19 protein-coding genes are annotated in these 17,920 nt (G+C 65.8%); 9 read left to right on the forward strand and 10 right to left on the reverse strand.

What is annotated here, in order from left to right; genetic code table 11:
• Window positions 1-66: 66 nt before the first annotated feature.
• Both groL and DT069_RS05495 read right to left on the reverse strand, forming a co-directional pair.
• On the reverse strand, window positions 67-1,701 hold the full coding sequence (gene groL, locus DT069_RS05490; RefSeq protein ID WP_119459259.1) for a chaperonin GroEL: 1,635 nt from the start codon (window positions 1,699-1,701) through the stop codon (window positions 67-69).
• Window positions 1,702-1,717: 16 nt separating this feature from the next.
• Entirely contained in the window at window positions 1,718-2,035 is a 318-nt protein-coding gene (locus tag DT069_RS05495) for a co-chaperone GroES (protein ID WP_119459260.1), read from the reverse strand.
• 593 nt (window positions 2,036-2,628) lie between these two features.
• Here DT069_RS05495 and DT069_RS05500 point away from each other — a divergent pair.
• Window positions 2,629-3,033 carry an Hsp20/alpha crystallin family protein gene (locus tag DT069_RS05500; RefSeq protein ID WP_425450026.1) on the forward strand — a complete coding sequence of 135 codons (405 nt, stop codon included), beginning with the start codon at window positions 2,629-2,631 and terminating at the stop codon, window positions 3,031-3,033.
• Between the two features lie 57 nt (window positions 3,034-3,090).
• Here the strand turns inward: DT069_RS05500 and DT069_RS05505 are convergent, their stop codons facing one another.
• Complete coding sequence (locus DT069_RS05505) at window positions 3,091-3,789, reverse strand: alpha/beta hydrolase (protein WP_425450027.1); 699 nt, start codon at window positions 3,787-3,789, stop codon at window positions 3,091-3,093.
• 45 nt (window positions 3,790-3,834) lie between these two features.
• Window positions 3,835-4,428, reverse strand: a complete 594-nt coding sequence (locus DT069_RS05510) for a 3-keto-disaccharide hydrolase (protein ID WP_119459262.1) — start codon at window positions 4,426-4,428, stop codon at window positions 3,835-3,837.
• A 108-nt stretch (window positions 4,429-4,536) separates the two neighbouring features.
• On the opposite strand from DT069_RS05510, the gene DT069_RS05515 reads away from it, so the two are divergent.
• The 3 genes from DT069_RS05515 (at window position 4,537) to DT069_RS05525 (ending at window position 6,497) form a co-directional block, all read left to right on the forward strand.
• On the forward strand, window positions 4,537-5,286 hold the full coding sequence (locus DT069_RS05515) for a hypothetical protein (protein ID WP_425450028.1): 750 nt from the start codon (window positions 4,537-4,539) through the stop codon (window positions 5,284-5,286).
• 168 nt (window positions 5,287-5,454) lie between these two features.
• Window positions 5,455-6,033, forward strand: coding sequence for an HPF/RaiA family ribosome-associated protein (locus DT069_RS05520; RefSeq protein ID WP_119459263.1), 579 nt, complete (start codon window positions 5,455-5,457; stop codon window positions 6,031-6,033).
• A gap of 32 nt (window positions 6,034-6,065) precedes the next feature.
• Complete coding sequence (locus DT069_RS05525; protein ID WP_119459264.1) at window positions 6,066-6,497, forward strand: DUF2267 domain-containing protein; 432 nt, start codon at window positions 6,066-6,068, stop codon at window positions 6,495-6,497.
• 17 nt (window positions 6,498-6,514) lie between these two features.
• Here DT069_RS05525 and DT069_RS05530 read toward each other — a convergent pair whose 3' ends face one another.
• Entirely contained in the window at window positions 6,515-7,237 is a 723-nt protein-coding gene (locus DT069_RS05530; protein ID WP_119459265.1) for a CPBP family intramembrane glutamic endopeptidase, read from the reverse strand.
• A gap of 242 nt (window positions 7,238-7,479) precedes the next feature.
• Between DT069_RS05530 and DT069_RS05535 the strand changes: the two genes are divergently transcribed.
• Entirely contained in the window at window positions 7,480-7,764 is a 285-nt protein-coding gene (locus tag DT069_RS05535) for a DUF1488 family protein (RefSeq protein ID WP_119459266.1), read from the forward strand.
• A 10-nt stretch (window positions 7,765-7,774) separates the two neighbouring features.
• On the opposite strand, the gene hrpB is transcribed toward DT069_RS05535, so the two are convergent.
• The 3 genes from hrpB to DT069_RS05550 all read right to left on the reverse strand — a co-directional run bounded on the left by hrpB (window position 7,775) and on the right by DT069_RS05550 (window position 11,666).
• Window positions 7,775-10,282: an ATP-dependent helicase HrpB gene (gene hrpB / locus DT069_RS05540; RefSeq protein ID WP_119459267.1), complete on the reverse strand. Its 2,508-nt coding sequence runs from the start codon at window positions 10,280-10,282 to the stop codon at window positions 7,775-7,777.
• Window positions 10,279-10,785: a mismatch-specific DNA-glycosylase gene (locus tag DT069_RS05545; RefSeq protein ID WP_119459268.1), complete on the reverse strand. Its 507-nt coding sequence runs from the start codon at window positions 10,783-10,785 to the stop codon at window positions 10,279-10,281. Before DT069_RS05545 ends, hrpB begins: the two co-directional genes overlap by 4 nt.
• Window positions 10,786-10,976: 191 nt before the next feature.
• On the reverse strand, window positions 10,977-11,666 hold the full coding sequence (locus DT069_RS05550) for a TetR/AcrR family transcriptional regulator (protein ID WP_119459314.1): 690 nt from the start codon (window positions 11,664-11,666) through the stop codon (window positions 10,977-10,979).
• Between the two features lie 79 nt (window positions 11,667-11,745).
• Here DT069_RS05550 and DT069_RS05555 point away from each other — a divergent pair, with 79 nt between their 5' ends.
• Both DT069_RS05555 and DT069_RS05560 read left to right on the forward strand, forming a co-directional pair.
• Window positions 11,746-12,366, forward strand: coding sequence for an NAD(P)H-dependent oxidoreductase (locus DT069_RS05555; protein ID WP_119459269.1), 621 nt, complete (start codon window positions 11,746-11,748; stop codon window positions 12,364-12,366).
• A 435-nt stretch (window positions 12,367-12,801) separates the two neighbouring features.
• On the forward strand, window positions 12,802-13,413 hold the full coding sequence (locus DT069_RS05560; RefSeq protein WP_119459270.1) for a LysE family translocator: 612 nt from the start codon (window positions 12,802-12,804) through the stop codon (window positions 13,411-13,413).
• 2 nt (window positions 13,414-13,415) lie between these two features.
• On the opposite strand, the gene DT069_RS05565 is transcribed toward DT069_RS05560, so the two are convergent.
• Together DT069_RS05565 and DT069_RS05570 are read right to left on the reverse strand one after the other, a co-directional pair.
• Complete coding sequence (locus tag DT069_RS05565; RefSeq protein WP_119459271.1) at window positions 13,416-13,808, reverse strand: hypothetical protein; 393 nt, start codon at window positions 13,806-13,808, stop codon at window positions 13,416-13,418.
• A gap of 2 nt (window positions 13,809-13,810) precedes the next feature.
• Complete coding sequence (locus DT069_RS05570) at window positions 13,811-16,261, reverse strand: GcvT family protein (protein WP_119459272.1); 2,451 nt, start codon at window positions 16,259-16,261, stop codon at window positions 13,811-13,813.
• Window positions 16,262-16,471: 210 nt separating this feature from the next.
• On the opposite strand from DT069_RS05570, the gene DT069_RS05575 reads away from it, so the two are divergent.
• A complete protein-coding gene (locus tag DT069_RS05575) occupies window positions 16,472-17,530 on the forward strand; it encodes a TAXI family TRAP transporter solute-binding subunit (RefSeq protein WP_162912993.1) in 1,059 nt (352 codons plus the stop codon).
• A partial coding sequence (locus DT069_RS05580; protein WP_119459274.1) for a 4Fe-4S binding protein occupies window positions 17,527-17,920 on the forward strand: 394 nt, incomplete at its 3' end. The genes DT069_RS05575 and DT069_RS05580, both read left to right, overlap by 4 nt.

Raw genomic sequence — 17,920 nt, forward strand, 5'->3', positions numbered from 1 at the left:
CGAAAGAAAACGGAGCCGCTCCCGAAGGCGCGGCCCCGTCCTTGTCGCCCCGCGAAGGGGATTAGATCAGAAGTCCATATCCCCCATGCCGGCGCCCGGCGCCGCCGGCGCGGCCTTCTTCTCGGGCTTCTCGGCGACCATCGCCTCGGTGGTGATCAGCAGGCCGGCGACCGAGGCCGCGTCCTGCAGCGCCGCGCGCACGACCTTCGTCGGGTCGATGATGCCCGCCTTCACCAGGTCCTTGTACTCGCCGACCTGGGCATCGAAACCCCAGCTGGCATCCTTCGACTCCAGCAGCTTGCCGATCACGATCGAGCCGTCGACGCCGGCGTTCTCGGCGATCTGCCGTGCCGGTGCCTGAATGGCCCGACGGACGATGTCGACGCCGACCTGCTGGTCACGGTTCTCCGGCTGCAGGTTCGCCAGCGCCTTCGTCCCGTAGAGCAGGGCGACGCCGCCGCCGGCGACGATGCCTTCCTCGACCGCGGCGCGGGTCGCATGCATCGCGTCGTCGACCCGGTCCTTGCGCTCCTTCACCTCGACCTCGGTGGCGCCGCCGACCCGGATCACCGCGACGCCGCCGGCCAGCTTCGCCAGCCGCTCCTGCAGCTTCTCGCGGTCATAGTCGGAGGTCGTCTCCTCGACCTGCGCCCGGATCTGGTTGCAGCGGCCCTCGATCTCCGGCTTCTTCCCGGCGCCGCTGACGACCGTGGTCTCCTCCTTCGTAATGACCACGCGCTTGGCCTTGCCGAGCATGTCGAGGGTGACGTTCTCGAGCTTGATGCCGAGGTCTTCGGACACGACCTGACCGCCGGTCAGGATGGCGATGTCCTCGAGCATCGCCTTGCGGCGATCGCCGAAGCCCGGCGCCTTCACCGCCGCGACCTTCAGGCCGCCGCGCAGCTTGTTGACCACCAGGGTGGCCAGGGCCTCGCCCTCGACGTCCTCGGCGATGATCAGCAAGGGCCGGCCGGACTGCACGACCGCCTCGAGCACCGGCAGCATCGCCTGCAGGCTCGACAGCTTCTTCTCGTGCAGGAGAATGTAGGGATCCTCGAGTTCGACCTGCATCCTCTCGGCGTTGGTGACGAAGTAGGGCGAGAGATAACCGCGGTCGAACTGCATGCCCTCGACCACCTCGAGCTCGGTCTCGAGGCCCTTGGCCTCCTCGACGGTGATCACGCCCTCATTGCCGACCTTCTCCATGGCCCGCGCGATCATGTCGCCGATGTCGCGCTCGCCATTGGCCGAGATCGTCCCGACCTGGGCGACCTCGTCGTTGGTCTTGATCTTCTTCGACCGCCTCTTGATATCCTCGATGACGGCCTCGACGGCGAGGTCGATGCCGCGCTTCAGGTCCATCGGGTTCATGCCGGCGGCCACCGCCTTGGCGCCCTCGCGGACGATCGCCTGCGCCAGCACGGTCGCCGTCGTCGTGCCGTCGCCGGCCAGGTCGTTGGTCTTCGAGGCGACCTCGCGGACCATCTGGGCGCCCATGTTCTCGAACTTGTCGGACAGCTCGATCTCCTTCGCGACGGTCACGCCGTCCTTCGAGATGCGCGGCGCGCCGAAGGCCTTGTCGAGCACGACGTTGCGGCCCTTCGGGCCCAGCGTCACCTTCACCGCATTCGCCAGAGTGTCGATGCCGCGCAGCATCCGATCGCGCGCATCACCTGAAAATTTGACCTCTTTCGCAGCCATGATAAGAGCCCTCCCCTCAGGCAGCCTTCCGGCCGGACGTCGCGGCGCCCTCGATCACGCCCATGATGTCCGACTCCTTCATGATCAGCAGCTCTTCGCCGTCCATCCGGACCTCGGTCCCCGACCATTTGCCGAAAAGCACCCGGTCACCGGCTTTCACGTCCAGCGGCGTGACTTCACCCTTCTCGTTCCGAGCACCCGGACCGACCGCAAGGACTTCGCCCTGCATCGGCTTTTCCTTCGCCGTATCGGGAATGATGATCCCGCCGGCGGATTTCTGGTCTTCCTCGACTCGGCGAATCAGGACGCGGTCATGCAATGGTCTGAATGTCATGTCTTTCCTCCAACATCCCTCATATATCTAAGCGAATGCAGCTTTCTGGCACTCTCACCACGACAGTGCCGGCGCCCGCCGACTTGGGCGCGTCGCGACCGGTTTTCAAGATGCTCCGGAAAAATTTTTCCGCAATCGGAACAGCTGCTTACCGAAGGACCGCCGCCTATACGCCTCTCCAGGCCGGCGGTCGGCCGAGGCGCAATCGGCTGCCGAAAAAATGCCGCACGGATGGCGCTCGACCCTGGAACCTTCCATTCAGGCTTACGTTGCATAGCCACGGCTTCCGTCGGCGCTGCGGGTCGGGCTGCCGACCGAGGCTTCCAGATCGGTTGCCCGCTGGCTTGCGACGGTAACCCGGGGTCGCGGAGCTCTGCCTCGCAGAAGCACCGGAAGCGCACCAAGCCCAGACATTTATGGGAGGCAAATCCATGGCCTTACGTTCGCTCATGCCATTCAGCCGAGGATCATCGCTGACACCCCAGACTCGGACGACCGATCCCTTCCTCAGCTTCCGTCAAGAGTTCGACCGGCTCTTCGACGATTTCTTCACTGGCTCCGGGCTGACGCGCGCCTCGGGGCAGGAGATCGCCATGACGCCGAGCATCGACGTCTGTGAAACGGACAACAGCCTTCAGGTGAAGGCAGAGCTGCCGGGCGTTGATGAAAGCGATATCGACGTGGAACTGAACGGCGACATTCTGTCCATTCGCGGCGAGAAGAAGAGCGATTACGAACAGACGGAGCAGAACTATCATCTGGTCGAACGGTCCTATGGATCGTTCGCGCGCTCGATTCGGCTCCCCTTCACCGTGGACCAGGACAAAGTCGACGCGTCGTTCGATAAGGGTGTTCTGACCATCACCCTGCCGAAGCCGGCAGATGCCCAAAAGCTGACCAAGAAGATCTCCGTGAAGAGAACGGACGGCCAGCAGGCGTCGTCCACGGGCCAGGGCACTGCCCAGAGCGGCCAGGGCGCACCTGCCTCAGGGCAATAGCATACGCGTGATCTCGGACGGCTCCGCCAAAAGCGGGGCCGCCTCTCTCGCGAGTCATCAGGGCGGGATCGGCTGGCTGGGGATTGCGCCCAAAGTGACAATGATCCAGTCACGAACCAGCCGATGAACCTCTCCGGCGGCGGCGTCGAGGCCGTGATCGGCCCCTTCGATCAGTTCCAGCCGCTTGCGGCCGCCCGCGATCGCGTAAACCTGCTCCGAGCATGACGGCGGCAACACGCGGTCGGCCGTCCCGTGAACGATCAGGATCGGGCACCGCGGCGCCAGTCGGGCAACCGGATCGGCGCCGGAACTCTGCGTCGCCAGCGTGACCACCGAACGTACCGTTTCGGATGCCACGGCCGCCTGGATCGCGACGGCGCCGCCGAACGAGTGACCGATGATTCCGGCAACCAGGATGCCTTCGGTTTGCAGGAAGGCAAGGCCGGCAAGAACGTCGGCGACCGACTCGTCCAAGGTGGTCGGATGGCGGAACTGGACTCGGAGGGAGGCAATTCCCTCCTCCTGAAGCTCCCGACAGAGGCGGGGATAGAGCCCCTGCGCCGGCGTGTCCCAGTCGCCGCCGACACCGCCGATCCAAATCACCGCGCTGCCGGCGCCGGCAACTTGATAGAATCGGCACTTGACCTTGCCGCGGCTGGTGGCGAGGCCGACGGGCCGAAACCCTTCCGGCGTTTCGGCCCCGGCATCGATCGCTTCAAGCGCCATTCGGAGCCGATTATCGTCGGGCGAATTCATGCGCGCCTCCCCTCCAGAATGTATTGCGACCGGACCATCGGCAACTCATAGCCGCCGGACACGCATGTTGCGGAATTGCACCCGCGAGCCGGCATGGTGGTTCTGAAGCCCGATATGGCCGCTTCGCGGTCGGCCGACATCCCGGTCGAAACGGGCAACGGGCGTGCCGTTGAGCAGAACGGACAAGTCCAGCCCAAGCGCCGTGATCTCGAACCCGTTCCATTCGCCGATCGGGCGCGAGGCCAGAACGGTCGCCGGGGCGAGGCGGTAGATCGCGCCGGTGCGATGGAGCGGGCTTCCGAACGCCCCCGCTTCCGGATCGTGGCCGCGGTCGTCGATCTGCACCTCGTAACCGTCCGTGACGGCGCGCCGCCAATCACGGTCCGGATCATCGGTGCCCAGCGCCGGAAAGCGAAGGAAGATCCCGGAGTTATCCTCGATCGAGGAGGCGCGCCACTCGACGCGCAGGATGAAGTCGGCGAAGGTTTCCGGCCGGTACCACAACAATCCGGGACCGCCTTCGGACTCGATGACGCCGTCCCCGATGGCGTTGAATCGGCCGTGACCGGCCATGGCCCACCCGTCCGAGGGCTCCATGGGCACCGATATGAAATCGGCAAACCGATCCAGGTCGCTCATCGTCCCGTCGTGCTTGACCAAACTTGACGCCGATAACGACGTTGAGATGGAACACCCGATCGAAGCGATCGTTGCAAGCTTGCGGGACTGGATCGACAGGTGTTTCCGATGCGAACGCGGTTCAAGGCCGTCTTGGTTATCTCCGCGATCCTCGCCTTGCGTTCGACGCGCGCGGTCGACCGGTCAGGGCCGCAGGTCGCACGGACACCGGCGCGACGGCCCGAATGGACAAGCGAGGCCGCCCCACCACGGTACCCTGGGCCGCGGCGCACCCGGCCGCACGGCATCATCCGTTTGGTCAAGCTTGCCTATGCCGCCTTCGTCTGCCTGCTGGTTCCGGTCTATTGGCGCGAATACGGACCGGAAAACTTCCTGTGGTTCTCGGACATCGCGCTGTTCGTCACGCTGGCCGCCCTTTGGGCCAGAAGCGCGCTCCTGGCCAGCATGGCTGCCGTCGGAGTCCTCGCGCTCGAACTGCTCTGGACCCTCGACTTTCTGACGGGCGGCCGCTTGGTCGGCCTGGCCGGCTATATGTTCGAGCCCGACAAGCCGCTATATCTTCGCGGCCTCTCCTTGTTCCACCTCCTGCTGCCGCCGCTTCTGCTCTGGCTGTTGCATCGGCTCGGCTACGATCGTCGGGCGCTGGTGGCGCAGACGACCCTGGCCTGGATGGTCCTGCCGCTGACATACCTCACCACCGACCCGGAGCAGAACATCAATTGGGTCTTCGGCCCCGGCACCGATCTGCCGGCCCCGCTTTCGCCGTCCCTTTACCTGGGCTTGCTGATGGTCGCGCTCCCGACGTTCGTCTATCTGCCGTCTCACTGGGCGTTGCAAAAGCTGTTCGCGCGGCCCTGATCCGACCGAGCGGCATTCAAAGGCCCTTTACCGCCCCGGGGAACCAGGGCCGAGCCGGGATCGTTAGAAATTAGTCGTGCCCGACGATCTTTGCCGCCGAAGGCCCGTGGCCCGGCCGCCCCGTCGAGCGAACAAGACGAGCGAACAACCAGCAAGGGCGAAATTCAGATGCAGGTTCCCCTGGAGATTGCTTTCGATAACGTCGAACCCTCGGACTGGATCGAGGCCGATATTCGCGAGCGAGCGGCCAAGCTCGATTCGTTCTACGGCCGTATCACCGCCTGCCGCGTGCGGGTCATCACGCCGCACAAGCAGCACCGCACCGGCAACGTCCCGACCGTTCATATCGAGTTGAGCGTCCCCGGAAAGGACTTGGTCGTCAGCCACGCACCACACCGCCCCGAGGACCGGTACGCGGAGCCCGCACCGACCCTCCGCACGGTGATCCGCGATGCCTTCAAGGCCGCAGAGCGCCAGCTCAAGGACTTCAAGCAGCAGATCGGCGGCGAGGTGAAGCCGCACGACGTTCAGTTCCACGGGCAGATCACCCAACTCTACCCGAACGAGGACCACGGCTTTCTGCTCACCAACACCGGGACTCAGCTCTATTTCCACCGGAACAGCGTGCTGAACAACGACTTCGACAAGCTCAAGAAGGGGGACCTGGTCCACTATGTCGAGGCGGTCGGAGACACCGGTCCGACCGCAAGCAAGGTGCGCATTGCGTCGCAGCACGACCTCGACTGAGCGACATTCGACAGGCAGCGGGAGATAAGGAGATGAGTAGCGCTGGTCTCGACGTATTCGACGACACCATTCAGAAGACGAATATCTGGCTGAAGGAGATCATGGAGGAGATCGGCCCCGACCGCCAACGCGCCTATCACGCCCTGCGCGCGGTGCTGCAGACCGTGCGCGACCGTCTCACGATTGACGAGGCGGCCCATCTGGCGGCCCAATTGCCTTTGATGGTCCGCGGCATCTTCTTCGAGGGATGGCGCCCGGCCGAGAACCCGACCAAAGAGCGGTCGCGGGATGCGTTCGTGGCGCAGGTCGACGAGCGGCTCAAATTCATTCGGCCGATCGATCCCGAGGACGCGATCCGGGCCGTCTTCAAAGTCCTGCAGCACCGCGTCACCGGCGGTGAGATCGAGGATGTCAAACGGATGCTGCCGCAGGATCTCCAGCCGCTCTGGCCTCAGGGTGTCTAGAAAGCCTGAGGGATCTCTTAAGCGGACATGCCGGAGCCCAGGGCGGCATAGAGGAGAATGACCGTCGCGGTGTTGTAGGTGCCGTGCGTGATCATGGCCGGCCAGAGGGATCGGCTCTTCTCATAGACCAGGGCCAGGATGACCCCCTGGACGGCGAGGGCCGGGATGAGCGCCGGGATGCCGTGGGCCAGGGAGAAGAGAAGCGCGCTGGCGATGACACCGATCGTCACGCCGAAGCGTTGTCGCAGCCAGCCATACAGGACGCCCCGGAATGCGATCTCTTCCGCGATCGGCGCCACGATGCCCGTGACGACCGTCATTCCGATCGCGGTGAACCAGGAGAAGCCGGCCGGCGCGATGACGTCGATCTGCGGGTTGCGGAACGGCTCGTTCGAGAGCCACTGGACCGCCGCATTGATTAGCCAGACGAGCGGCAATGTCAGGAGGGCGACCTCGACCGCCCGGATGTACCACCGGCGCGAGGACGGCCGCAGACCAAGCTGTTTCGCCGTCGCACCGCGAAGCCCCACGGCGACCGCACAGACGGCGCCGAGCATCAGGAGCGACTGCAGAACCAGCGTCGCCACGAGCAGAGGAGTCGACAGCGTCACATCGGCGAGCACGGCGTCCAGGAGCAGCACCGCCGCGAACGCCAGGAGTACGATCAACACCAGATCCCAACCGCGCAACGGCAGCCGAGGCCAGACGTCCGCTTCGGTCGTCAGGCTGTCATTCGACACGGGCAGAACGTCCGGTGGGTGATCTCTCCTGACGGGTACGGAATGCGGAACTGCTGGCCGCTCCGCCGCCTGCGCCTTGCGCTGATCGCCTCATCTGCTCTCCTTCGTTTACAGGCTTCCGGGCCGGCACTGTTCCGCGAGGAAACAACACGCGGCTCTTCATCAGGGTTCACCGGAACGTCTTCAGGGTCCAGACCGTTATGGTTGGTCGGTGAATACCGCCCCTTCGACGGGAGGTCGAGATGATCGAATTCGAAAACGACGCTCGCTGGGATGCCGAGCAGGTTTCGGTCCTGCTGTGGGCGACACGCGATCGGGAACGGATCAAATGTCTCGTCCGGGGGGAGGCCCTGGATGGGCAGTTCGGCAGCGGCAAGAATGAACAAGAGCGGCTCGCCGCCTTCACCGACAACCGCGCGATGATCGAGGGCAGGATTCGCGACAAGATCGAGAGCGGACATCTCGAGCGGGACCCCGATGGTCTCGTCCCCTGGCAGGTCGTCCTGCTGCCGGCCGATTTGCAATAGGTGGATATTGTCACGCCGACCGGCGCTTGGCGCGGCTGGTCGGTTCCGCAGTCAGTGGGTCTTCCGGCCAAGCATGCTTTGGATATCGGCCCTTCAGATCGGCCTTCACCTGCCGGTACCCGTCGGCCCAGAAGCCAGCAAGATCACGGGTCACCTGGACCGGCCGGCCAGCGGGCGACAGGAGATGCAGCAGAACCGGAACGCGGCCGTTCGCTATGGTCGGCGTTTCAGTGGCTCCGAACATCTCCTGGAGGCGGACGGCCAGGACCGGCACCTCCCCCGCGCCGTAATCGACGCGAATCCGCGAGCCGCTGGGCACCGTGATCTGCACTGGCGCCATCTGGTCGAGACGGCGGCGCTGCTCCCAATCGAGCCGGCTCTGGAGAATACCCGCGAGATCGAGTCGCTTCAGATCGCTGAGCCGCGACAGGCCGAGCAAGTATGGCTCCAGCCAAGCCTCGAGGCTGTCCAGGAGCGCCTGCACGGAAAGGTCTGGCCATGCGGCGCCCTCGTCGACGCCCCGGAGGAAGAGAACCCGCGCACACCAGTCCCGCAGGTCGCGCGTCCAGGGCAGCGCATCGAGCCCGACCTGCCGGACACCCTGCAGCAGCGCCGCGGCGAGCCGCGCCGGGTCGGGATCGGGCAGCGGCTCATCCCTGAGGACCAGGGCGCCGAGGCGCTGCTCGCGCCGGGCCTTTACGCCCTGTGCCTGAGCGTCCCACTCGATCCGCTCGTCCCAGCGGATCTGCTCCTCGAAGATTTCCTCGATGTCCGACTGGCTCAGCGGCGCCGCGAGGAAAATCGCCGCGTTCCGCCGCGCCCCGTCGAGCGCCGCTACGGCCAGCCAGTCCGACGCCGACAGCGGATCGGTTTCCGGCAGCACAGCGCCGCGGCCGTTGCTGAGCAAAAATGCCCCGCCGCTCTTGGCCCGTCGGCGGGCAATACGGTCCGGATAGGCGAGGCTGAGCAGCAGACCTGCCTGATCGCGGTCGTGGTCGCCATCCCGACATCCGGTCTGCTTGCACCAGGCCCGCGCGGCTTGAAGAGCCCGATCGAGGGCACCCCGATGAACCCCTTCCGGCCGCGACTGCCCGCGCCTGGCGGCATGCAGAAGATCGAGGCGCAGCCGGAGATCCGTATCGCGCTCGCCGCGCCGGCTCTGCAGGATATCCCGCTCGCCGAGCAGCGCCGCGAGATCGCAGGCGAGAGCGCCGAGCCCACGCTCCCGCCCCTTCAGGATCATGTGCGCGAGGCGCGGATGCAGGCCGAGCGACAGCATCTCGCGCCCGTGCGCGGTGATCCGCCCTTGCCCGTCGAGTGCGCCCAGCCCGGTCAGCAGGTCGCGGGCCTGGGCGAAGGCGGCCGCCGGCGGCGGATCCAACCAGGCGAGATCGCCGGGGTCGCCCGCACCCCATTGCGCCAGATCCAGGGCGAGGGGCGCCAGATCGGCCTCGGCGATCTCCGGCTGGCCGAACGGCAGCAGGGCGCCCTGCCCCGCCTTGGTCCAGAGCCGGTAGCAGACACCCGGCTCGAGCCGCCCGGCGCGTCCCCGCCGCTGCTCGGCGGAGGCTTGCGACACGCGGACCGTCTCGAGCCGTGTCATGCCGCTGCGCGGGTCGAAGCGGGGCACCCGCATCAAGCCAGCATCGATCACGACCCGGATGCCCTCGATCGTCAGGCTGGTCTCGGCGATCGCGGTGGCGAGGACGACCTTGCGCCGGCCGGGCGGGGCCGGGCGGATCGCCTCGTCCTGCCGGTCCTGCGGCAAGGCGCCATAGAGCGGCTCCACCCGCAGATCCGGATCCAGATCAGCCTCCTCAAGCAGCGCCTGGACACGACGGATCTCGGCCTCGCCGGGGAGGAAGACGAGGATACTGCCGGTTTCCTCCGCCAGCGCCCGCGCAACCACGGCCGCGACGGTCCGCTCGATCAGCCCCTGCGGCTCGCGGTCGAGATAGCGGGTCTCCACGGAGAAGCTGCGCCCATGGGTCGTGATGACCGGCGCGCCGCAGAGCAGTCGCGCGATCGGATCGCCGTCCAGCGTCGCCGACATGACCAGGAGGCGCAGGTCGTCACGGAGCGCCCCCTTCACTTCGAGACACAAGGCGAGCCCCAGATCCGCCTGCAGGCTGCGCTCGTGGAACTCGTCGAACAGGACGGCGCCGACGCCCTCGAGCGCGGGATCGCGCTGTAGCCGGCGGGTCAGCACGCCTTCGGTGACGACCTCGATCCGGGTTCGGGGACCCGTTCGGCTGTCCATCCGCATGCTGTAGCCTACGGTTTCGCCCACCGCCTCACCCAGTGTCGACGCCATGCGCCGCGCCACCGCCCGCGCCGCCAGCCGGCGCGGCTCCAGCACGAGGACCCGGCGATCGCCGAGCCAGTCAGCCCCGAGCAGGGCCAGCGGCACGCGGGTCGTCTTGCCGGCCCCCGGCGGCGCCTGCAACACGGCGCTTCGGCTTCGGGCGAGCGCGCCGAGCAGATCCGGGAGGACGGAGTCGATCGGCAGAGGGGTCATGCGCAGGCGAGTCGCCTCTGCCGTACGAAATCTCCGAGCTGCCGCCAGGGTTCGATCGACCAATGCGGCCGGGCGCGGCCCGATGGCGACGGCACGACGAACAGAGCGGCGCCGGCCAGGCTTTCGGATTGCAGGCCATAGGCGACCTTCGCCCGCCCGAAGAAGGCCTTGGCGGCGTTCTTGCTGTCGAAGGCGATCGCGGCGGGCCGGAACCGCTCCATCTTCGCGCGGAACCCGTCCGGATCGAAGGCGCCGCGGCTGAGCTCGGCATCGCTGCCGAACTCGGTCTTGCAGAGATCGGTCAGGCCGATGCCGTCGCGCAGGACCTCGGCATACTGGTCCGGGCGCAGGCGGCTGGAAGTCAGGCCCACCTCATGCAGCGTCGGCCAGAACAGATTGCCCGGCCGGGCATAGTAGGCCTGCGCCACCATCGAGGCGCGGCTTGGCGCGGTGCCGCACAGGACCAGATGCAGTCCGGGGGCGAGGACGTCGGGCAGGATCATGGTGGGCGTCTTGCGTTCGTGACGATCGGTGGTCGCCGGAGATCGGCCGGAAGAACGCATAAGATGATATCAAGCCCCGCCTTGCCAAGGCCGGCGAGGACAAGAGTGCCAAGCGATCGGTAGTAGTGTCTCAGTGTGAATTTCGGCTCACGCCCCTTATCGGACGTTCGGTGCTATATCGGACAGATACGCTAGCTGCTGTTTGGCATCCCAATTCGCTGGTCGCTCAGCCTGCCGGCCTCGGCGACATGACGAGTGCCGCCGCGCGCGCTTCTGGCAACCATCGCGACGATTATTTCGAAGAGTTCGTCCTGCGCCTGCGCGGCCGTTATTTCTCCGGTCGCGGCGGCATAGGATAGGGCCTCAGCTGCACCGAGCATCGCCCAAAGACCAGCTGAGGCGATAGCACCAGCTCCGGCGAATGGGGCAAGGACGATCCGACACTTCTCGATGAACACCGCCTCATACTCGCGCTTGATCTTTTCGAGCTCCGGTGAACCGGCCAGCGCCGCGATCACGCCTGGTATCTCGCGGCCTTGGAGAAGCACGCAGTCGACATAAGAAGACGCAATGACTGCAGCCCTGCCCGCCAAGGTCGGTTCGCTCGCCTGAAGTGCGGAGTCCATGAGTGCCGTCTGACGCGCGTCGAACTCCTGATAGAGCGCGGCGAGCAGTCCGGGCCGCGTGCCGAAATGGTCGTAAACGACGGGTTTTGTAACGCCCGCCTGCTCGGCAAGCCGTCCGAGCGTCAAGGCTTCCGTTCCGTCCTCCCGGATCAGCCGCCATGCGACATCCAGAAGCTGACGATGTCGCTCCGCCCTCGACAACCGGCGACGCGGCCGCGAATTGGAAACCTGTTCTCTCGGTTTGGCGCTTGACACCGCTATATACCAAAGGTAACTTACCAATGGTATATAAGCTACGCCTTTCGCCCGCAATTGGCAAGCAGGAGCCTTCAATATGCACGCGCTCATCGTTGTCGCGCACCCCAATCCCAAGTCGCTCAGCCATAGCGTTGCCGCGCATGTTGCTGAGGGTGTGTCCCTGTCCGATCCCGGCAATTCCTTCGAAATCGCGGATCTCGCGGCGGAAGCTTTCGATCCGAGGTTCACCCCGGCCGATATCGCCGTCCATCTCAGGGAGGCGCCGCCCTCCGCCGATGTTGCCGCCGAGCAGGCGAGAATCGATCGCGCCGATGCTCTTGTGCTGGTCTATCCCGTTTACTGGTGGTCGATGCCGGGGCTTCTCAAGGGATGGATTGATCGCGTATTCGCCAATGGTTGGGCTTACGACGAAGGCCCAGATGCCAAGCTGGTGAAGAAACTTCGCCACCTCCGGGTTCATCTGGTCGCCATCGGAGGCGCCAACGTGCGAACCTATGCGCGGCACGGCTATTTCGGCGCCATGAAGACGCAGATCGATCATGGGATCTTCGATTACTGCGGCGCACGCGTCGTGACATCCGAGCTCCTGCTCGAATCGGAAACGCCGAATCTGAATGCTCATCTGGACGCCGCGCGCGCCATTGGCCGCAATCTCTTCACTGCATCCAAGCGATGCGAGACGGCCGACGCAGCATGAGCGCCTAGCGCACTGGGTCACCGGCACGTGGCGGGCGCGACCTCGTTTCCTCGCGACTCCCGGCTTTTCGGGAGTTCGCGGGGGCACACTGAAGATGCCTCCGGCACCGGCAGCAGCAGCACATCTATTCTCAGGTGACGCAGCACGCGGATAGAAGCTCTCTGCATAGGATGTGGGCAGAGAGACCCCCGAGGACTCGCCCTCCGCTTCTTGTGCCATCCCTTGGAGATGGTCATCAACATAGCGGGCCATACCGTCCCGCAGAATGAGCAGGTGGCGAGCATTCGCAGGGGAAATGCGGCGAGAAGACTCTCTCGTATTCTGACTTCACCAGCGCTTTCCACCCAGAGCCGAAATTCAGGCTGAGATGTTACCAAGCGGTCTACCGCACTGCGCCTAGAGCTGCTATTCCTTCCGGCGCGGAGGATCCTATTCGTGGACGTTTCATCGCTGCTGATCTTCGCGGGAGCTCTTCTCATCGCTGCCGGTTCACCCGGACCGAGCATTGCAGCCCTCGTCGCGCGGGTACTCACGAACGGCTATCGCGACGTATTGCCCTTTCTGTTGGCGATGTGGATCGGCGAAGCCATCTGGCTTTCCCTTGCCGTGTGGGGGCTTGCGGCAATTGCCCAGACCCTTCATCTCCTGTTCGTCGTCATCAAATATCTCGGTGTCGCCTACCTGCTCTATCTGGCATGGAGGATGTGGTCCGCGCCGGTTGAGGTGCGGGACGGCGCTCTTCCGCGCGAGAAATCGGCGGGCAAGCTGTTCGCGGCAGGCATGGCGGTCACGCTCGGGAACCCGAAGATCATGGTGTTCTACCTGGCGCTCCTGCCGTCGATCATCGATCTGACCCATGTGACGGTGCTCGGCTGGGCGGAGCTGAGCATCACGATGGTCGTCGTCCTCATGGCGATCGACTTGATCTGGGTGACCCTGGCTGCGCAGGCCCGCGCCGTCCTCAGGAGCCCGCGGGCAGTGCGCGCCGCCAACCGGGCCAGCGCGACGGTCATGGCGGCCGCCGCGGCGGCGATCGCCGCCCGATAGAGCTAATCGCCCTCCTCGGCCAACCGGGCGTTGCGGAAATCGATGAAGCGTTGCGCCGCCGCGACGCCTTCGGTGCGGCACCAGTTCCGGAACCCGCCGAGTCCGCGGTTGCCCCATTCCAGATCGGCGTCGGTCCAGGCCCGCAGACGGACCTTGCGCGCCGCCTCCTCGCTCAAGCCTCCGCGCTCGATCAGATAGGCGGTTTCGCGATGGAAGCCGTCACGGACCTCGAAACTGACGAGGCCGCAATATTCGCAGACAGCGAACCCGTAATAGGCGGAGTGGAGCGCGGCATTCTGCTGCTGCGGCTCTTCCGCCCGACCGGCATCCCCGATCGTCAAGACGGCAACCGCCGCCAGCAGTGCCGCAGAGCGTGAACGAGGCTCGGCAGGCACGCTTAGCCTCGAACCCGCTCCATCCCCGGATCGTAGAACGGCGCAAGCTGCGCCTCTGCGGGGAGGCGATCCCAAGCCACCTCGATTTCGAAGTGGCCGGACTCGATGAGTGCCTTCGTCACCCCCTCTGGACAAGAGATGTAACCCATGCCGAGAGATCGACCGACCCGGTGGCCGTAGGCGCCGGACGTGATCGATCCGATCAGCGCGCTGTCCCGATAGATCGGCTCCTCGTGATACAGCAGCTTCGAATCGTCCCGCAGGGCGAACTGGACGAGCCGGCGCGTCGGGACGCCTCGCTCCTTCTGCCGGAGCAGGGCCTCGCGGCCGACGAAGCCGCCCGGCTTGTCCCAGGCCACGGCGAAGCCGAGCCCGGCCTCGACCGGCGTATCCTCGTCGCCGATATCGTGACCCCAATGTCGATAGGCCTTCTCGAGGCGGAGCGAATTCATCGCGTGATAGCCGGCTGGCGTCAGGCCGTAATCGGCGCCCGCCGCCATGATGACGTCGAAGACATGGGGCGCGAACTCGGCGGGTATGTAAAGCTCCCAACCCCGCTCGCCGACATAGGTGATCCGGCTGGCCCGAAGCTTCGCATAGCCGATCTCGATCTCGCGGCTGGTGCCAAACGGGAAGCCGTCATTGGTGAAGTCCTCGCGCGAAACCGCCGAAAGCAGGTCCCGCGCCCTCGGCCCCATCAGCCCCAGCATCGGCAGGCCGGAGGTAACATCGGTTACGAAGCAATGCGCCTCGTCGGATATGTGGCGTTTCAGCCAGGCGAGGTCCCGGGTCTGCCCGGCCGCCGTCGACACCACCAGGAACTCGGTCTCGGATATCCGGGTGACCGTTAGATCCGCCTCGATACCGGCGCGCTCGTTCAGCCACTGGGTGTAGACGATCCGGCCCGGCGGTACATCGACATCGTTCGCGCAGATCCGGTTCAGGACCGCACAGGCATTCTTGCCCTGCACGAGAAACTTGGAGAAGGAGGATTGGTCGAACAAGGCGACTTGGTCGCGCGTCGCCCGGCATTCCGCGCCGCAGGCCTCGAACCAGTTCTGCCGGCCGTAGGAATAGTCGTACCGCGGCTCCATGCCTTCGGGCGCAAACCAGTTCGGCCGCTCCCAGCCGGCCTGTTCCCCCATGCAGGCGCCGGCGGCGACCAGCCGGTCATGGAACGGCGAGCGCCGGGCGTTGCGCGCCGTCTCGAACTGCCGGTAGGGCCAGTGCATCGCATAGAGCAGGCCGAGCCCTTCGACCGTCCGGTCGCGGAGATAATTCCGGTTGGACTGGAACGGCTGCATCCGGCGGATGTCGACATCCGCCAGGTCCATTGGCGGCCGCCGGTCGCGAATCCAATCCGCCATCACCTTGCCGACCCCGCCGGAGGACTGGATGCCGATCGAGTTGAAGCCGCAGGCGACGAAGAGATTGCGGACCTCCGGCGTCTCGCCGATCAGATAGCGGTCGTCCGGCGTAAAGCTCTCCGGCCCGTTGAAGAAGAGCTGGATACCCGCCTCGGCGAGAATCGGCAGGCGCTGCAAAGCCAGCTCCATCACCGGGGCGAAATGGTCGAAATCCTCGGGCAGCGTCTCGAAGCTGAAATTCTCGGGAATGCCGTCCATGCCCCAGGGCTTCGCGATGGGCTCGAAGCAGCCGAGCAGGATCTTGCCCGCATCCTCCTTGTAATAGGCGTGCTCGTCGGGCGCCCGCAGGACCGGCAGACCGGCCGGCAGCCCCGGAATCGACTCCGTGACGATGTAGAAATGCTCGGCGGCATGCAATGGCAGGCTGACCTGAACGGCGGCCGCGAGGTCGCGCGACCACATGCCGCCGCAGAGCACGACCACATCCGCCCGGATGGCGCCGCGCTCCGTCTCGACGCCGATGGCCCGCCCGCGCTCGACCAAGATGCGTGTCACCTTGGTCTGCTCGAAGATCCGCGCGCCGCGCGACTTCGCGCCCTTGGCCAGCGCTTGCGTCGTGTCGATTGGATTGATCTGCCCGTCCTTGGGGAGGAACACGCCGCCGACGACGTCCTGCAGGCTGAGCAGCGGCCAGCGCTCCTTGATCTCGCCGGGCGTGATGACCTGCACCTCGAGTCCGAAGCCCTTGGCCATCGAGGCGCCGCGCTTCAACTCCTCGAGTCGTTCGCGGTTTGTCGCGATCGAGATCGATCCATTCTGCCGGAAGCCGGTTTCCTGGCCGGTTTCCTCGGCGAGCGTCGTGAACAGCTCCGCCGTATATTTCGCCAGCTCGGTCATATTGCGCGTGGCCCGCAACTGCCCGACGAGCCCGGCCGCATGCCAGGTGGTCCCGCAGGTAAGCCGGTCCCGCTCAAGCAGTACCACGTCCGAAATCCCGATTTTCGTCAGGTGATAGCCGATCGAGCATCCGGCGATTCCGCCGCCGACGATGACGACGTCCGCATGGGACGGAAGTTCCTTCTGCACGGCTCCCTCCTGTTTTAAGAGCGCCTTGCTCGCGCCGCGATCGGGCCGCTATCTTGTACCCACTGTAAACCGATGGGGCCGATCCGATCACACCTCTTATGCCGGCACGCGGCCTTGGCCCCAGCGTTTTTCCGTTCGTGGCCCTATAAGGAGGCGCCGTCGGCTTCTAGGATTTTGGTGGGCGTCTCTAGTATCTGGAGTGAAATTAGCATGCGGGTTGAGCAGCCGTCGGCGGTCCGCTATGTCGTGCGGGCTGCGGCTCGAGGGCTCGCGCTGGCAACCCTGTTGGCCGCCGCGACGGTGGCTGGACCGATGGTGACCGGACCCTCGAGCGCCGCCGAGGAGAAAATCCGCTTCTTCCGCATCGGCACCGGATCGACCGACGCGCCCCAATTCATATTGGGCGGACTCATCGCCAGCGCCGTCAGCAACCCGCCCGGAACGCGCGCCTGCGAACGCGGCGGCAACTGCGGGGTACCGGGGCTGATCGCCGTCGCCCAGACGACCGACGGATCGATCCATAATGTCGAGGCAATTGGCGGCGGGCGCCTGGAATCGGCCCTGAGCCCGGCCGATGTCGCCTTCTGGGCCTACACCGGCACCGGAATGTTCCAGGCGCAGGGCGCGATCACAAACCTGCGAGCCGTCGCGAATCTGTATCAGGGTACCCTGCAGATCATCGTTCGGGCGGAGTCCGGCATCGACTCGGTCGACGACCTGAAGGGCAAGCGCATCTCGCTCATCAAGGGCGATCCGGGCGTGGCCGGGACCGCCCGGCTCGTCCTCGATGCCTTCGGCGTCAAGGAGAAGCAGGTGACGATCGAGACGGCATCGCTCGACGAGGTGACGGCACGCCTAGCCGCCGGCACGCTCGACGCCGTCTTCCTGCTGGGCGCCTCGCCCACCGCCGAAATTGCCGAACTGGCAAAGAACGCGCCGATCGCCCTGCTTCCGATCGATGGCAAGACCGGCGCCATGATCCGCAGGAAGTACCCGTTCCTCACCGTCGATATCGTTCCCGAGAATGCCTACCGCGGCGTCGACCAGACGACGACCATCGGCGTCGGCATGCTCTGGCTGGTCAGCGCGGAGCTCGACGCCACGCTGGTCCATGATCTGGCTCGCGCTTTGTGGCACCAATCCAACCGCGCGATCCTCAATAGCAGCGATCCGGTCGGCCGCTCCATCCGGCCGACGACCGCGCTCGTCGGCATACCGATCCCGCTGCATCCCGGAGCCGAGCGCTTCTATGCGGAGCAGAAGCGGTGACGCGCCTTGCGGACCAGCGGAGCGCGACGCGTCTGGGTCTGGTGATCGATTTGGACACCTGCGTCGGCTGCCACGCCTGCGCGGTCAACTGCAAGCAGTGGAACAGCGGCGGGGCGATGGCGCCCCTGACCGACACGGAGCCCTACGGCGGCGCGCCCGACGGCGTCTGGTTCAACCGGGTGCACAGCTTCGAGGCCGGCGCCGGCGCCGCCGGCCGGATGGTCCACTTCCCGCGCTCCTGCCTGCACTGCGAAGAGCCGGCCTGCGTCCCCGTCTGCCCGACCGGCGCCTCCTACAAGCGCGCCGCCGACGGCATCGTGCTGATCGACGAGGAGCTGTGCATCGGCTGCGGGCTGTGCGCCTGGGCCTGCCCCTATGGCGCGCGCGAGT

The organism is Virgifigura deserti, assembly GCA_003576685.1.
GTDB lineage: Bacteria > Pseudomonadota > Alphaproteobacteria > Dongiales > Dongiaceae > Virgifigura > Virgifigura deserti.